Origin of the sequence: Tranquillimonas rosea, from assembly GCF_900111315.1 — a bacterium.
GTDB lineage: Bacteria > Pseudomonadota > Alphaproteobacteria > Rhodobacterales > Rhodobacteraceae > Tranquillimonas > Tranquillimonas rosea.
Genome location: NZ_FOGU01000005.1, coordinates 73,657 through 89,298, shown reverse-complemented (window position 1 = coordinate 89,298; position 15,642 = coordinate 73,657). Strand labels below are relative to the sequence as shown.

General features: G+C 68.3%; 13 protein-coding genes. 5 read left to right on the top strand and 8 right to left on the bottom strand.

Annotated features, from left to right (window positions below; all coding sequences use genetic code 11):
* Positions 1 to 8: 8 nt before the first annotated feature.
* Complete coding sequence (locus tag BMZ25_RS09635) at positions 9 to 3,020, top strand: error-prone DNA polymerase (protein ID WP_092692810.1); 3,012 nt, start codon at positions 9 to 11, stop codon at positions 3,018 to 3,020.
* Positions 3,021 to 3,229: 209 nt separating this feature from the next.
* On the opposite strand, the gene BMZ25_RS09630 is transcribed toward BMZ25_RS09635, so the two are convergent.
* The 4 genes from BMZ25_RS09630 to dapE all read right to left on the bottom strand — a co-directional run bounded on the left by BMZ25_RS09630 (position 3,230) and on the right by dapE (position 8,557).
* Positions 3,230 to 4,540, bottom strand: coding sequence for a lytic murein transglycosylase (locus tag BMZ25_RS09630; RefSeq protein ID WP_092692805.1), 1,311 nt, complete (start codon positions 4,538 to 4,540; stop codon positions 3,230 to 3,232).
* A 100-nt stretch (positions 4,541 to 4,640) separates the two neighbouring features.
* The gene (gene rnr / locus BMZ25_RS09625; RefSeq protein WP_092692799.1) at positions 4,641 to 6,944 is read right to left on the bottom strand and encodes a ribonuclease R; all 2,304 of its coding nucleotides are present in this window, start codon (positions 6,942 to 6,944) and stop codon (positions 4,641 to 4,643) included.
* A gap of 51 nt (positions 6,945 to 6,995) precedes the next feature.
* The gene (locus tag BMZ25_RS09620) at positions 6,996 to 7,418 is read right to left on the bottom strand and encodes a GNAT family N-acetyltransferase (RefSeq protein ID WP_092692794.1); all 423 of its coding nucleotides are present in this window, start codon (positions 7,416 to 7,418) and stop codon (positions 6,996 to 6,998) included.
* Positions 7,415 to 8,557, bottom strand: a complete 1,143-nt coding sequence (gene dapE, locus BMZ25_RS09615; protein ID WP_092692792.1) for a succinyl-diaminopimelate desuccinylase — start codon at positions 8,555 to 8,557, stop codon at positions 7,415 to 7,417. The genes BMZ25_RS09620 and dapE overlap by 4 nt, the downstream gene beginning before the upstream one ends.
* 241 nt (positions 8,558 to 8,798) lie before the next feature.
* On the opposite strand from dapE, the gene BMZ25_RS09610 reads away from it, so the two are divergent.
* Positions 8,799 to 10,574, top strand: coding sequence for a sensor histidine kinase (locus BMZ25_RS09610; RefSeq protein ID WP_092692789.1), 1,776 nt, complete (start codon positions 8,799 to 8,801; stop codon positions 10,572 to 10,574).
* Positions 10,575 to 10,578: 4 nt separating this feature from the next.
* On the opposite strand, the gene BMZ25_RS09605 is transcribed toward BMZ25_RS09610, so the two are convergent.
* The 3 genes from BMZ25_RS09605 to dapD form a co-directional block, all read right to left on the bottom strand.
* Positions 10,579 to 10,908 carry a hypothetical protein gene (locus BMZ25_RS09605; protein WP_092692783.1) on the bottom strand — a complete coding sequence of 110 codons (330 nt, stop codon included), beginning with the start codon at positions 10,906 to 10,908 and terminating at the stop codon, positions 10,579 to 10,581.
* A gap of 155 nt (positions 10,909 to 11,063) precedes the next feature.
* Positions 11,064 to 11,312 carry a GlsB/YeaQ/YmgE family stress response membrane protein gene (locus tag BMZ25_RS09600; RefSeq protein ID WP_092692779.1) on the bottom strand — a complete coding sequence of 83 codons (249 nt, stop codon included), beginning with the start codon at positions 11,310 to 11,312 and terminating at the stop codon, positions 11,064 to 11,066.
* A gap of 148 nt (positions 11,313 to 11,460) precedes the next feature.
* Entirely contained in the window at positions 11,461 to 12,285 is an 825-nt protein-coding gene (gene dapD, locus BMZ25_RS09595; protein ID WP_092693470.1) for a 2,3,4,5-tetrahydropyridine-2,6-dicarboxylate N-succinyltransferase, read from the bottom strand.
* Between the two features lie 374 nt (positions 12,286 to 12,659).
* On the opposite strand from dapD, the gene BMZ25_RS09590 reads away from it, so the two are divergent.
* The 3 genes from BMZ25_RS09590 to BMZ25_RS09580 all read left to right on the top strand — a co-directional run bounded on the left by BMZ25_RS09590 (position 12,660) and on the right by BMZ25_RS09580 (position 14,362).
* Positions 12,660 to 13,505: an LOG family protein gene (locus BMZ25_RS09590; RefSeq protein ID WP_092693469.1), complete on the top strand. Its 846-nt coding sequence runs from the start codon at positions 12,660 to 12,662 to the stop codon at positions 13,503 to 13,505.
* A 110-nt stretch (positions 13,506 to 13,615) separates the two neighbouring features.
* Complete coding sequence (locus BMZ25_RS09585) at positions 13,616 to 13,978, top strand: ElaB/YgaM/YqjD family protein (protein WP_092692774.1); 363 nt, start codon at positions 13,616 to 13,618, stop codon at positions 13,976 to 13,978.
* A gap of 24 nt (positions 13,979 to 14,002) precedes the next feature.
* Positions 14,003 to 14,362, top strand: coding sequence for a DUF2207 domain-containing protein (locus BMZ25_RS09580; protein WP_143071514.1), 360 nt, complete (start codon positions 14,003 to 14,005; stop codon positions 14,360 to 14,362).
* A 3-nt stretch (positions 14,363 to 14,365) separates the two neighbouring features.
* Here BMZ25_RS09580 and rlmN read toward each other — a convergent pair whose 3' ends face one another.
* Entirely contained in the window at positions 14,366 to 15,541 is a 1,176-nt protein-coding gene (gene rlmN / locus BMZ25_RS09575) for a dual-specificity RNA methyltransferase RlmN (protein ID WP_092692767.1), read from the bottom strand.
* Between the last annotated feature and the right edge of the window lie 101 nt (positions 15,542 to 15,642).

Below are 15,642 nucleotides of genomic sequence, written 5' to 3'. Positions count from 1 at the left end.
CTGGCGGCATGACCCCCGAACTCTGCATCACGTCGAATTTTACTTTCCTGACCGGCGCCTCCCACCCCGAGGAATACGTCGAGCGGGCGGCGCTTCTGGGCTTGCCGGCGGTGGCGGTGGCCGACGACAACTCCGTCGCCGGTATCGTCCGGGCCCATCTGCGGGCCCGCGAGATCGCGCGCCTCGTCCGCCTGCGCGCGGCGGCGGATGCCGACCCCATCGGTCCGCCGCGACCGGCGGACGTGCCCCATCCCGGCGGGGCCGACATCCGCAACGTCCCCCGGCTGATCCCGGCGGCGCGGATCGTGCTGCGGGATGCCGGCCCGGTGACGATGATCCCGCGCGACCGGGCGGCCTGGGGCCGGCTCTGCCGTCTGCTGACGACGGGCCGCCGCCGGGTCGAAAAGGGCGACTGCGATCTGTCCCTGGACGATCTGCTGGCTTGGGGGGACGGGGCCGAGCTGCTGGTGCATCCCCCGGCCGGGCGCCGCCGCCAGCGCAGGGGCGATGGCTGGCGGGTGCTGGCAGAGCGGCTGGCCCGGCGGTTTCCCGGCCGTGTCAGCCTCGTGCTCTCGCCCCGCTACGACGGGCAGGACGCCCCCCGCTTCGCGCGGCTCGCGCGGCAGGCCGCGGCGCTGGACCTGCCGGTGCTCGCCGCCGCGGCGCCGATGATGCATCACGGCGGGCGGCGCCGGCTGGCCGACGTGCTCACCGCGATCCGCACCGGCCAGCGGGTCGACGAGCTGGGCCGCGCCGCGCTCGCCAACGGCGAGCGGCGCCTGCGCGACCCGGCGGAAATGGCCCGCCTCTTTGCCGGCGTTCCGCAGGCGCTGGAGCAGGCCCGCACGGTCGCCGAAGCCTGCACCTTCTCGCTCGACGAGCTGTGCTATGAATATCCCTCCGAGGTGGGCGAGGGGGAAACCGCCATCGCGCGGCTGAACCGGCTGGCCCATGCGGGCCTCGCCTGGCGGTATCCCGAAGGGGCGCCCGACGATGTGCGCCGGCTTCTGACGCACGAGCTCGAGCTGATCGGCAAGCTCGACTACGCGCCCTATTTCCTGACCGTGAACGACATCGTCGCCTTCGCCCGGTCACGGCAGATCCTCTGCCAGGGGCGGGGCAGCGCCGCGAACTCGGTGGTCTGCTACTGCCTCGGCATCACCAGCGTCTCGCCCGAGATCGGCACCATGGTGTTCGAGCGCTTCGTCTCGGAAGCCCGCGACGAGCCGCCGGACATCGACGTCGACTTCGAGCACGAGCGGCGCGAGGAGGTGATCCAGCACATCTACCACCGTTACGGGCGCGAGCGGGCGGGCCTCTGCGCCACCGTCATCCACTATCGCGGCAAGCGCGCGATCCGCGAGGTCGGCCGCGCGATGGGGCTCAGCGAGGACACGCTGGGGGCGCTTTCCTCGCAGCTCTGGGGCTTTTTCGGGGCCGACGGGCTGGAACGGCAGCGCATGACCGAGATCGGGCTCGACCCCGACGATCCGCGCCTCGTCCGCACGATGGAGCTGATCTACGAGATCCAGGGCTTCCCGCGCCATCTCAGCCAGCATGTCGGCGGCTTCGTCATCACCGAGGGGCGGCTGGACGAACTGGTGCCGGTCGAGAACGCGAGCATGGCCGACCGCACGGTGATCTGCTGGGACAAGGACGACATCGACAGCCTCGGCATCCTGAAGGTCGACGTGCTGGCGCTGGGAATGCTGACCTGCATCCGCAAGGCCTTCGACCTGGTCCGGCGCCACCACGACACGGTCTACGATCTCGCGACGCTGCCGCAGGAGGATCCGGACGTCTACGACATGCTCTGCGCGGCGGACTCGCTGGGCGTCTTCCAGGTCGAGAGCCGGGCGCAGATGAACTTCCTGCCCCGGATGCAGCCGCGCACCTTCTACGACCTGGTGATCGAGGTGGCGATCATCCGTCCCGGTCCGATCCAGGGCGACATGGTGCATCCCTATCTGCGTCGCCGGAACCGGCAGGAAGAGGTCACCTTTCCCTCCGACGCGCTCGGCCGCGTGCTGGGCAAGACGATGGGGGTGCCATTGTTCCAGGAGCAGGCGATGCAGATCGCCATCCTGGGCGCCGGCTTCACCCCAGACGAGGCCGACCGCCTGCGCCGGGCGCTGGCGACCTTCAAGAAGCACGGCAGCGTGTCGGAATTCCGGACCCGGTTCCTGACGGGGATGCGGCGCAACGGCTACGACCGCGACTTCGCCGAACGCTGCTTTGCCCAGATCGAGGGGTTCGGCTCCTACGGGTTCCCCGAAAGCCACGCCGCCAGCTTCGCACTGCTCGTCTACGCCTCGGCCTGGCTGAAGTATCACCATCCGGGCATCTTCGCCTGCGCCCTGCTGAACGCCCAGCCGATGGGGTTCTACGCGCCGGCGCAGATCGTGCGCGACGCCCGCGCGCACGGGGTCGAGGTCCGGCCCGTCTGCATCAACACGAGTGCCTGGGACAATCGCATGGAGCCCGACGGAGAGGGCGGGTTGGCGCTGCGCCTGGGCTTTCGCCAGGTTCGCGGCGTGGCCGAGGATGAAGCGACCTGGATCACCGCGGCGCGCGGCAACGGCTATCAGGCGGTGGCCGATGTCTGGCGCAAGGCGGGGGTGGAGCCCGACACGCTCCTGGTCCTGGCCGAGGCCGACGCCTTCGCCGCCGCGGGCCTGCCCCGGCGCAGCGCGATCTGGGAGGCGAAGGCCTTCGCCGGTACCGGTCCGCTGCCGCTCTTCGCGGGGGACCTCGACGGCGAGGCCATCGTCGAACCCGCGCCGCAGTTGCCAGACATGGCGCCGGGCGAGGAGGTGGTCGAGGACTACGTCGCGATGCGCATGACTCTCCGCGCCCACCCGATCGCCTTCCTGCGGCCCCGACTGACACCCGGCGCCGCCCCGCCGCCCCACGGTGCCCCTCTCGGCCGCCCCTTCGCCGCCGTCCGGCGCGTGACCCGCTCCGATGCATGGGAGACGGCCCCCGGCGGCGCCCTCGCCTGCGCCTCGGCCCTCACCTGAAAGGCGCGCCCTTCGGGCGCACGCGATCATGGCGCCGGCCCTTGGCCGCCGCGCGGTTCGGCCCGCCGCCTGCGGCGGCACGCCGGGATATTTGACGGGACCAAAGAGACCGGGGGCTTCTTCTGCCTGAAAATATCCTCGCCGAAGGCGAAACGGCCGGCGCAGGCGGCCGCGGACAATCGTGTGCGCCCGTAGGGCGCACCGCTGGATTAGCGCAGGCGGTCGAGCAGGGTCAGGGAAGCGTAGCCGTCCGGGACGAAGCCGGCCGAGCGCTGGAACCCGCGGATTGCGCGGATCGTCAGCGGGCCGACCTTGCCGTCGACGCCCTTGGTGTCGAAGCCTTCCTCGGTCAGGCGGCGCTGCATCTCCTTGCGCTCGGCGAAGGTGAGGGAGCGGTCGTCGCGTGGCCATTCGGCCTTGAGCGGGCCGTCTCCGGCCAGCCGGTCGCTCAGGTGACCGACGCCGATGACGTAGGCATCGGCGGTGTTGTAGCGTTCGATCACGCCGAAATTGTCGAAGATGAGGAAGGCCGCGCCCTCGGCCCCCGCGGGCAGCAGGACGGACGCCTCGCCGTGATCCTCTACCGGCTGGCCGTCCATGCCGACGATCCCCATCTCGGCCCATTCCGAAGGTTGCCGCGTGACGTCGCGGCTGGCCAGAGTGTAGTCGAAGCTGTCGGGAACCTGCACCTCCACACCCCAGGGCTGGCCGGTTTCCCAGCCGAACCGTGCGAGGTAGGCGGCCGTCGAGGCCAACGCGTCGGTCGGATCCTCTGACCACACGTTCCGTTTGCCGTCGCCGGTGAAATCCACGGCGTATGTCAGGTACGAGGTCGGGATGAACTGGGTGTGGCCCATCGCGCCGGCCCAGCTGCCGGTCATGTTGCCCGGTGCGGTGTCGCCGTTCTGAACGATCTTCAGGGCCGCCACGAGCTGCGCCTCGAAGAACCGGCCGCGGCGGCCGTCATGGGCGAGGGTCGCCAGTGCCTCGATGATCGGGGTATCGCCGCGGTAGCTACCATAGGCGCTCTCCAGCCCCCAGATCGCGGCCACGACCTCTTTCTCGACGCCGTAACGCGCCTCGATCGCATCGAGGGTATCCGCATATTCGTCGAGCGCCGCACGGCCGTTCTCGACGCGGGATTCAGAGACGGCGCTGTCGAGATACTCCCAGATCGTCTTGGTGAATTCCGATTGGTTCCTGTCGCGCTGGATCACGTCGGTATTGTACTGCACACCCTCGAACGATTGGTCGAACGTGTCGGGATCGACGCCCTGCGCCAGCGCGCGGCCGCGGAACGTGTCGATCCAGCGGCGGAAATCGAGGTTCATCGTGCTGAGGCGCATGTTCCCGTCTTCGGGTGCCGGTTCCGGGCTGACCTCTGAGACGTCGCTGACCGCCGGCGCGGCCTGCTCTCCGCGGGCGGCGGGACGGGGCGAGGCGTCGGGCGCCTGCGCGAGCGCGGGGGCGGCTGTCGTCACCATGAGAGAGACGAGCGTGAGAGCGCGGATACTGCGCATGATCGGCCTGTTGGTCTTTTGACTGCTTCGACGTAACCGTAGCGAAAACCGCGCCTTCGTTGAAGCGGCGACTTGTCGCCGCGCGATTTGTCGCCCCGGCTCATTTTCGCTTGCGGGTCACCTTCCGGGCAGTCTTTTCGCTCTTCTTGTGTTCGCGCGCCGGTTTGCGCGCGCGTTCGACGGTGCTCTTGGGCTTCTTGCCCTTCGGTTTCGGCTTGGGTTTCCCCCGCCCGCGCATCGGCCCCGGGCCGCGGGCGACGCGCGTGCCGTCGAGCGCGACGAGTTCGAGAATCAGCCCGCCGGTGACCGGCACAGCTTCGGCCAGCTTGACCGTCACGCGCTGGCCGATCTCGACTGTCAGGCCGGTATCGGAGCCCATCAGCGACTGCGCGTCGGCATCGAAGTGGAAGAACTCGCGTCCGAGGGCGCGCACGGGGATCAGGCCGTCGGCTCCGGTTTCGTCGAGGCGGACGAAGGCGCCGAAGCGCTGCACGCCCGAGATCCGGCCGCTCAGCTCGGCCCCGATCCGGTCCGACAGGTAGGCGGCGAGGTAGCGGTCGGTGGTGTCGCGCTCCGCCGCCATCGAGCGACGCTCGGTCTCTGAGATGTGCTTGGCCGTCTCGTCCAGCCGCTCGGTCTCGGCCTCGGACAGCCCGTCGTCGCCCCAGCCATGGGCCGAGATCAGCGCGCGGTGGACGACGAGGTCTGCATAGCGGCGGATCGGCGAGGTGAAATGCGCGTAGCTGCGCAGCGCCAGACCGAAATGGCCGTAGTTCTCGGGGTAGTAGTAGGCCTGCGTCATCGAGCGCAGGGTGGACATGTTCACCAGCTCGTCGAACTCGGTGTTCTGCGCCTGGGTCAGCAGGTGATTGAGGTGCCGCGTCTGCAGGACCTGGCCCTTGGCAAGCGTGAAGCCCGAGGCCTGGGCGACCTCGCGCAGCGCGTCCAGCTTGTCGGCGGCCGGTTCCTCGTGCACCCGGTAGAGCAGGGGGTAGCGGCGTTTGAAGAGCTCTTCGGCGGCGGCCACGTTGGCCATCACCATGAACTCCTCGATCAGCTTGTGCGCCTCCATCCGGTCGCGGAACGCGACCGAGGTGACGCGGCCCTCGGGGCTGAGGACGATCTTTCGTTCCGGCAGCTCGAGATCCAGCGGCTGCCGCTGCTCGCGCGCCTTCTTCGCCGCCGCATGCGCAGCGAAGAGCGGCTTGATCACGTCCTCGGTCAGCGGCCCGGCCTTGTCGTCGGGGGAGCCGTCGGCCGCGGCCTGCGCCTGCTCGTAGCTCAGCGAGGCGGCCGAGCGCATCAGTCCGCGGACGAAGCGGTGGCGAATCTTGTTGCCCTCGGAATCCAGCACCATGCGCACGGCGAGGACGGCGCGGGGCACACCCTCGTGCAGAGAGCAGAGATCACCCGAGAGCCGGTCGGGCAGCATCGGCACGACGCGGTCGGGGAAGTAGCTGGAATTGCCGCGGTTCCACGCCTCGCGGTCCAGCGCGCTGCCGGGGCGGACATAGTGGGCGACGTCGGCGATGGCGACCCATACGACATGGCCGCCCGGGTTGTTCGGGTCGTCGTCGGGCGCGGCATGGATGGCGTCGTCGTGGTCGCGGGCATCCGAGGGATCGATGGTGATCAGCGGGATGTCCCGCAGATCTTCGCGTCCCTTCAGCCCCGCCGGTTTCATCCGGTCGGCCTCGGCGATCACCTCGTCGGGGAACTCGTCGGGGATGCCGTGCTGGTGGATCGCGATGAGAGAGACGGCCTTCGGCGCCGACGGATCCCCGAGCCGTTGCAGAATGCGCGCGCGGGGCAGGCCCATCCGGTCCTTCGGGCCGGCCTGTTCGGCTTCGACAAGCTCGCCTTCCTTCGCGCCGTGGGTCGCGTCGGCGCGGACGGTCCATTCCTTGTCGGCGCCCTTGTCGATGGGGACGATGCGCCCGCCCTCGGTCTCCTTGCGGAACACGCCCAGCACCTTGCGGGGATTGGTGCCGATCTTGCGGATCAGGCGGCCCTCGTAGGCGTGGTCCTCGCCAGACACCTCGGTCAGCCGCGCAAGGATGCGGTCGTTTTCGCCGACGGCGGGGTCGGAGTGCCGCAGGACCAGCAGGATGCGCGGTTCCGGCCCCTCGCCATGCCATTCGAGGGGCTGGGCGTAGATGTCGCCGTCGCCATCGGGTGCCAGGACCTGGCAGACGCTGACCGGCGGCAGCTTTTCGGGGTCGCGGTAGGTCTTGCCGCGCTTCGACAGGTGGCCCTCTTCCTCGAGTTCCTTGAGCACACGCTTGAGGTCGATCCGCGCGGCGCCCTTTATGCCGAAGGCCTTGGCGATGTCGCGCTTGGCCGTGAGGGTGGGGTTGTCGGCGATCCAGTTTAGGATCTCGGACTTGGAGGGAATGGCGCTCATGGGATGCGACCTAGCACGCGGGGGAGGGGCTTTCATCCCGAAAGGCGCGGATCAAAGGCTGCGTTCCATGTCGCGGTGCGGAATTCCGGCGTCGTCGTAGATTTCGCCGGTCGGGGCGAAGCCGAGCCGCGCGTAGAAGCCCATTGCGCGGACCTGAGCCCCCAGCCGCGCGCGGATCACGCCGGTTTCGCGGCGCAACTCGTCCATCGCGGCCCGGATCAGGGCCGCGCCCAGTCCGGTGCCCCGGTGGTCCGGCAGCACGCAGACCCGCCCGATCTTGCCCAATGGGGGCGCCAAGAGAAGCCGCGCCGTGCCGACCGGCCGGCCGCCCTCGGTCGCGAGCAGGTGGATCGCCGTGTCGTCCAGATCGTCGAACTCGTCTGCCTCGGAGATGTCCTGCTCGTCCATGAAGACGGCGCGGCGCAGATCGTGGCACGCGGCGAGGTCGTCGGTCCGCGCGATCACGCGGCTCATGCGAAATAGTCCCGAAGGATGCGGTGATAGACGGCGGTCAGCTGGCGGATCTGATCGATCTCGACCCGTTCGTCGACCGCGTGCATCGTGCGGCCGACCAGCCCGAACTCGACCACCGGACAGTGCTCCTTGATGAAGCGGGCATCCGACGTGCCGCCGGTCGTCGACAGCTCGGGCGTCACGCCCAGTTCGGCCTCGACCGCCCGCGCGACAAGGTTGGACAACCGTCCGGGCGGTGTCAGGAACGCCTCGCCGGACACGCGGACGTCCAGCGCGATGTCGATGCCGGTCTCGTCCGTCACGGCCTCGGCCTCTTTCCGCAGCCACTCGGTGAGCGTGTCGCCGGAGTGCAGGTCGTTGAAGCGGATGTTCAGGCCGGCGTGACAGGTGGCCGGGATCACGTTCGTCGCGGTGTTGCCCGTGTCGAAGGTGGTGACCGCGAGCGTCGAGGGATCGAAATGCGCGGTGCCCGTGTCGATCGTCGCGGTCGCCAGCCGGTCCACCAGCCGCGCCAGCGCCGGCACCGGGTTGCGGGCGCGTTTCGGATAGGCGGAATGGCCCTGCTGACCGGTGGCGGTCAGTCGGACATTCATCGACCCGCGCCGACCGATCTTGATCATCTCGCCCATCCGGTCGGGACAGGTCGGCTCACCCACGAGGCACACGTCGAGGCGTTCGCCCTTCTCGCCCATCCAGTCCAGCAGGGCCCGGGTGCCATCGAGGCTGGGCCCTTCCTCGTCGCCGGTCAGGGCCAGCACGATCGAGCCGTCGGGCGCCCGCTCCTGCACGAAACCGATCGCGGCCGCGGCAAAGGCGGCCACGGCGGACTTCATGTCGGTGGCGCCACGGCCGAAGAGGACCCCGTCTTCGATGTCCGCGTCGAAGGGGCCATGCGTCCAGTCGGCCGGATCGCCCACCGGCACCACGTCGGTGTGCCCGTTGAAGCCGAACACCGGCCCCTCGTTGCCCCACCGGGCATAGAGGTTGGCCACCCCGCCGCGGTCGACCCGAGTACAGGCAAAGCCGCCGGCGGACAGGAGATCTTCCATCAGGGCCAACGCACCGCCCTCGTCCGGCGTGACCGAGGGGCAGCGGATCAGGCGGGCGGTCAGCTCGACCGGATCGACGGTGTGGGACATGGCGCATCCTGTGGCGAAATCGGCCTCTGCCTAGCGCCGGCGCGGGGTGGGCGCAACGTCGGCAAAAATTCCCGAGTGTTGCGCTCGGGTTACCGTTCCGCATATCCCGCGCAAGGTTGCCGGCTTTCGTTGCGGCGTCGCGCCGCAGGGCGTAAGGCGTTGCGCACCGGGAATTTCCGGGACTGCTCCGCGCCTTCGGGCAACGGAATATTTCTTTGATAATCAAGTGCCGTTGACCCGCATGTTTCCAACGCAGTGTTTCAGCGATCCCCAGATCGACAATGCGGTGCTGTTTGCTCTGGTCATTCTGGTCGGGTTCGCCGCTGTGGCATGGTGGGCCCGGAACGAGCGCTTCGACCCCGGTCACCGCGTGTTCCTGCTGTGCCAGCTCGGCCTGCTGTGGTGGCTGTCGGCCTCGATCGGCGAACTCGTCGCCCGGCCGCTCGACTGCAAGTTGTTCTTCGCCGGGCTCGCCTATCCGGGGATCACGCTCACGGTCGTGGCGTGGTCATTGTTCCTGTTCGACTACAGCCTTCTCTCGGGCGAGGGTGGCGGGCGTTGGCGCGGCGTGGTCCTGGGGCTGGCGCCGGTCGTCATCGGGCTCGTGGCGGTCACCAATCCCCTTCACCACGCCCTCTACGGCGTACGGTCCGAGGCCGCAATCATCGACGGACGGGTCTCGGTGCTGTACTGGCACGGGCCGCTCTTCTACCTGTTCGTGCTGTTTCACTACCTATGGGTGGCAGGCGCTCTTGCCGCGGTGATCCGGGCGCTGCGGCGGTCCGGCGGCCCGCTGCGGCCGTTCTACAGCGGTCTCCTGCTGATCACCTCCGTGCCGGTTCTGGTCAGCCTCGGCTACGTTCTGGCCGGCATCACCCTGTTCGGGTTCGACCCGACGCCCTTTGCCTTCGCGCTCTCGCTCGTTGCCTATGGCTGGATGATCCTCAGCCAGCAGACGATGAACATTCAGCACATCGCCCACAGCAACCTGTTCTCGACGCTCGTGCAGCCGATCCTCGTGATCGACCGCGACGGCGCGCCGGTCAGTGCCAATGCGAGTGCCGAGTCCCTTCTGCGATCGGACGGCGGGTCTGCGCTGCGCGAGGCGGTTCGGCACCTCGCCGGTCAGCTGGTTCGGCAGGGCCGCATCGACGAGGTGAGCCACTTCGCCATCGCGGGGGCGCATTACCGTCCCGCGGCGCACCCGATCGAGTCCCCGTTCCGCGCCAGCCGCAGCATCCTGGGCTGGACGCTGGAACTGACGGACGTGACGGTCGAGGAGACCACGCTGCGCGCCCTCCGCCGTGCCAAGGAAAAGGCCGAAAGCGCCTCGCGCCTGCAGGCGGAGTTCATCGCGAATGTCAGCCACGAGCTCCGCACGCCGCTGACCTCGATCAACGGCAGCCTGCGGCTCCTTGGCAGCGGCTCGCTGGGGCCGATGTCCGAGTCCGCGCAGGACGTCCTCGAGGTCGCCGGCCGCAACGGCGAGCGGTTGCAGACGATCATCGACGCGCTGCTAGACTTCCAGAAGATCGAGACCGGCGCAGTCGAGATGCGGTCCGAAGAGGTCGACCTGGCCGACATCGTGCAGGAGGCCGTGGAGGATCTGCAGCTCTTTGCCGAGGAACGCGGCGTGTGCGTGCGCCTGACCGAGCCGATTGGTCCCTGCACGGCGGTCGCCGACCGGGCCAAGGTCAAGCAGGTGCTCGCGGACGTGCTGTCGAACGCGGTGAAGTTCTCGCCACGGGACGGGGTCGTCGACGTCGTGCTGCATCGCACCGAGCAGGACATACAGGTCCGGGTGAGCGACCGTGGCATCGGCATCGCCGAGGGGGTCGAGGACCGCGTGTTCGGGCGGTTCACGCAGGTCGACAGTTCGCCGACCCGAAGCCACAGCGGCGCCGGGCTGGGGATGAACGTTGCGAAACGGCTGATGGAGATGCTGGGCGGCGACATCTACTATCGCAGCACCCTGGGCGAGGGGACGGATTTCTACGTCACGCTGCCGTCGATCTGAGGTCTCACGCCTTGTCGTAGAACGGCGTCATCTGCGCGACGATCACCGCGTTCTCGTCCAGCGCCCGGTCCATCAGCGCGCGTTCGTCGTCCTCGATGTCGTGGCCCTCGGCCAGCCGCTCTTCGAGCGTTCCATAGCCCGACACGTCCAGCGGGGCCATGTCGGCCTGCTTCAGGATCGCCACCGTCTCGCGCACGGCCTCGGCCTCGTCCACGCCCGAGGCATAGACCATCAGCGCCGCGCCAGTGGCCTCCCTGGGCAGGCCGTCGCCGTCCTTGCGGCCCACTTCGACCAGAAGGGTGTAGACCTGGTGGGGCTTTTTCTCCTTGGCCATCGGAACCTCGTCGCGGCGGTGGGCGTGTGTCGTCGGAGGGGCTTCTGTCACGCCTGCGCGGCGTAGGAAAGCTGCGCCCTCGGCAGGTGCGCACGAAAAAACGGCGCGGAGGATCACTCCACGCCGTTCAGGTCGATATCATGTCCTATGGGGCGTCAGGCGTGGCCCTTCACTGCGCGCCAGATGGCGATGAGACCGCAGGCCCCGATGATCGCGACGATCAGGTACGCGATCCAGGTCTCGGCGGTATACAGCCCCAGCACCGGACCCAGGATCAGGTTCAGCACGAACGCACCGACGATGCCCAGGATGATGTTGGTGAGAAGGCCGTGGTTCGCCTTCATGATCTTTTCCGCGATCCAGCCGGCAAGGCCGCCGAGGATGATTGTAATGAGCCAGCCCATGTTCTTCTCCGGTTCAAGGCAAATTGTCGCGGTCTCAACAACGACATGCCCGGCAGGTTCCCTCGAGCCGTCAAAAGACGCGGCGGGCCGGAACACCTGCCCGGGCCGGCGGGTGTGCCGGCCCGGGAAAGACGCCTGTTGGCGTGGATCAGTCGCGCAGCAATTCGTTCACCCCGACCTTCGAGCGGGTCTGCTCGTCCACGCGCTTGACGATCACCGCGCAGTAGAGGTTGAGGTTGTTCTTTGTCGGCATCGAGCCCGAGACGACGACGGAATAGGGCGGCACCTCGCCCTGGAAGACCTCGCCCGTTTCCCGATCGACGATCTTGGTCGACTGGCCGATATAGACCCCCATGCCCAGGACCGCGCCCTCGCGGACGATGACGCCCTCGACCACCTCGGAGCGAGCGCCGATGAAGCAATTGTCCTCGATGATCGTCGGGTTGGCCTGAAGCGGCTCGAGCACGCCGCCGATCCCGGCGCCGCCGGACAGGTGCACGCCCTTGCCGATCTGCGCGCACGACCCGACGGTCGCCCAGGTGTCCACCATCGTGCCCTCGTCGACATAGGCGCCGAGGTTCACGAAGGACGGCATCAGCACGACGCCCTTGCCGATGAACGCGGACTTGCGCACGATGCAGTTCGGCACGGCGCGGAAGCCGGCGTCCTGCCAGTCCTTCTTCTTCCAGCCCTCGAACTTGCTGTCGACCTTGTCCCACCAGGTGCCGCCCTGGGGACCGCCCGAGTGCTTTTCCATGTCCTTCAGGCGGAAGCCCAGCAGGACCGCCTTCTTGGCCCATTGGTTGACGTGCCAGTCGTCGCCGCGCTTTTCGGCCACTCGCAGCTTGCCGCTGTCGAGCGCTTCGAGCGTCGCCTCGACGGCATCGCGTGTCTCGCCCTTGGTCTCGGGCGTGATCGAGTCGCGGTTCTTCCAAGCGGATTCGATCGCGGTTTCCAGCTGTGCGTTCGACATCGACATCGGCATCCTTCCCGGCTTTCGGTTGCGCGGCATCTATAGGCAGCGGTGTCCGCCCGGCGCAATGGCCGCATGCCCCGAGATGCGGGGGAAGAGCCTTGCCGCGACGCGTGGGCGGAACAATGGCGGCACGGGCGGCCTGTCAGGATGCGGCGGCGCATGCTTGTGGCCGTCGCCCGGATATACGTAGATGTCGGGACGGCGGCGACGGCCGGGCCGTCGACCGGGCGCGTCCGGCAAGACGAACAGCCGGCCATCGGAAACCCTCGGAACATGGATCAGTGAATGGAACCAGAGGTCACCACAACCCGCCCGGCACGGCCCGCGCGCCGGAAGGAGGCGGCATGACGGACGATCTGCGCTCGGAAGCGATGCGGGACGACCGCCAGGGCCCGTTCCGCGACGCCGGAGAGGATCGTCGCACGGCCCGCGAGGTGCCGGACACGCCGCAGACGCGGGCCGAGTCCTACCGTCTCGCCTTTTCCGACGACGACTTCATGTGCCGGCCCGAGCTTCGGCCCGTGCGGTTGCAGCTCGAGTTGATGAAGCCCGAGATGGTGCTGACCGAGGCGGGCATCGACTCGACCGTGGTGCTGTTCGGCGGCGCGCGCATCCCCGAGCCCAAGGACAAGGACGGGGCCCGGACGGCCAGGCTGGCCGAGCTGACCAGGTACTATGACGAGGCGCGCGAATTCTCGCGCCGGATCACCGAGGCGTCGCTGGCGCGCGGCGGGCGCGAGAACATCATCGTCACCGGCGGCGGACCGGGCGTGATGGAGGCCGGGAACCGCGGCGCCGACGATGCCGGCGGGCGGTCCGTGGGGCTGAACATCGTGCTGCCGCACGAACAGGCGCCGAACGCCTACGTGACGCCGGGGCTGTGCTTCAACTTCCACTACTTCGCGCTGCGCAAGATGCATTTCCTCATGCGGGCGAACGCGGTCTGCGTGTTCCCCGGCGGCTTCGGCACGCTGGACGAGACGTTCGAGGCGTTGACGCTGATCCAGACGGGCCGGATGGAGCGTGTGCCGTTCCTGCTTTTCGGTCGCAGTTTCTGGGAAGAGATCATCAACTGGGATTCGCTGTCGCGGGCGGGCACGATCTCGGACGAGGATCTCGACCTGTTCCGGTTCGTCGAAAGCGCCGACGAGGCCCTGGACCAGATCGCGAACTGGCCCCATCCGCGCAGCAAGAGGGGCACGATTCCGGGGCGTTGAGACTCATTCCGCCAATGGCGCGCGGCAGCGGAACAATTCGCCCGATGTGCCGTTGGATTTTCGAACCCGGCGCCGGAGTGGCGCCTGAACGGGCAATGGAGGCAAAAGAGATGGCACGGACCGAAGACACCGACACCAGCGTCAAGCACATCCCGCACGAGGCGAAGGCCTCCAAGAACGTCAGCCAAGACGACCTGAAGGGCCAGGTCGAGCAGCTGCGTAGCGACATCGAGGCGCTGACCGGTCTTCTGGGCCGCGGCGCGCGCGAACAGTACGACAGCGCCCGCGGCGCTGCCCGCGATCACGCCCGTCAAGCCCGTGACACCGCCGGGCGGCAGTATGACGACGCCCTGCGCGTAGCCGAGGGCTATTACACCGAGGCCGAGCAATCCATCCGTCGCAACCCGACGATGGCGGTGGGGATCGCCACGGGCATCGGCTTTCTCATCGGTCTCATCGCAACGCGCCGGTAAGCGCCGATGTACGGGATGCAGATCATGGCTCGCCGCATGGCGCGGCGGGCCGCGTTTTCGTTCGTCGCGGTGCTGTTCCTGTTGGCCGGCATCGCATTTCTGTGTGTCGCGGCCTTCCTGATGCTGGCCGCTTCCCACGGCGCGATCTTCGCAGCCACCGTGATTGGGGTCGTGTTCCTCGGCGTCGCGCTGATCCTCTTCGGGATCGCGATGCTCGTCGGACGTCGGCCCGTTGCCGTGGCGCCCGCGCCGATGCCGATGGCCGGAGCTGGTGCGGGTTCGCCCGTCGCCATCCTGACGCCGGTCATCGCCGCGTTGGCGATGGGGATCTCGCAGGGGATGGCCGCGCGGCGCGCGATGCGCCGGCCGCGCAGCCAAGACTGAGGATCAGGCGGGCGGCTGCTGCGTCATCGGCGCGCGGCGCGCCCGCTTCTGCCGCTCGCTGGCGGATTTGAGCTGGCCGCAGGCGGCCATGATGTCCTCGCCCCGTGGCGTGCGGATCGGCGAGGCATACCCTGCCTTGTAGACGATGTCGGCGAAGGCCTCGATCCGGCTCCAGTCCGAACGTTCATGTGGGCTGCCGGGCCATTCGTTGAACGGGATCAGGTTGATCTTGGCCGGGATACCCTCGATCAGCTTGACCAGACGCCGCGCGTCCTCGTCGGAATCGTTCACATCCTTGAGCATCACGTATTCGAACGTGATCCGCTCGGAATTCGACAGCCGCGGATATGTGCGCAGCGCGTCCAGCAGCGTCGCGATATTCCATTTCTTGTTGATCGGGACCAGGCGGTCGCGCACCTCGTCCGTGGTCGCGTGGAACGACACGGCCAGTTGGCAGCCGATCTCTTCGGCGGTCTTGGCGATCTCGGGGACGACACCGCTGGTCGACAGGGTGATGCGGCGCCGCGAGAGCGAGATGCCCTCGCCGTCCATAACGATCCGCATTGCATCGCGGACGTTGTCGAAGTTGTAGAGCGGCTCGCCCATTCCCATCAGCACGATGTTCGACAGAAGCCGCGTCTCGTTCTTCGGTTCGCCGGCCTTGGGCCATTCCCCCAAATCGTCGCGGGCGACCATCACCTGTCCGACGATCTCGCCCGGCGTCAGGTTGCGGACAAGCCGTTGGGTGCCCGTGTGGCAGAACGAGCAGGTGAGCGTGCAGCCGACCTGGCTGGAGATGCACAGCGTGCCGCGGTCGCTTTCCGGGATGTAGACCGCCTCGACCTCGTGGCCGCCGGCGATGCGCAGCAGGTACTTGCGCGTTCCGTCGAGGCTGACGTTGCGGGTGACGATCTCGGGCACCTCGATGCTGAAGTTCTCTTCCAGCATCGCGCGGTACGACTTGGCGAGGTTGGTCATCTGGGCGAAGTCGCGCACGCCCTTCTGATAGATCCACTGCCAGACCTGTCCGGTCCGCATCTTGGCCTGCTTTTCGGGCGTGCCCGCGGCGATCAGCGCCTCGCGCATCTGGTCGCGCGTCATCCCGACAAGGTTCGGACGCTCCTCGTCCGGAAGCTTGCGCGGAAACGTGACGACATCCTGTGTGATCGGCGCGGTCATGGCGGCTCTCTTGGCTGGCATTGTCAGCGGGATATAGGGCCTATCGCCCTTCAGAAAAAGGTGAGCGCCACGCGGCGGCCGCGCGGCGCTCGGTCGTCGAA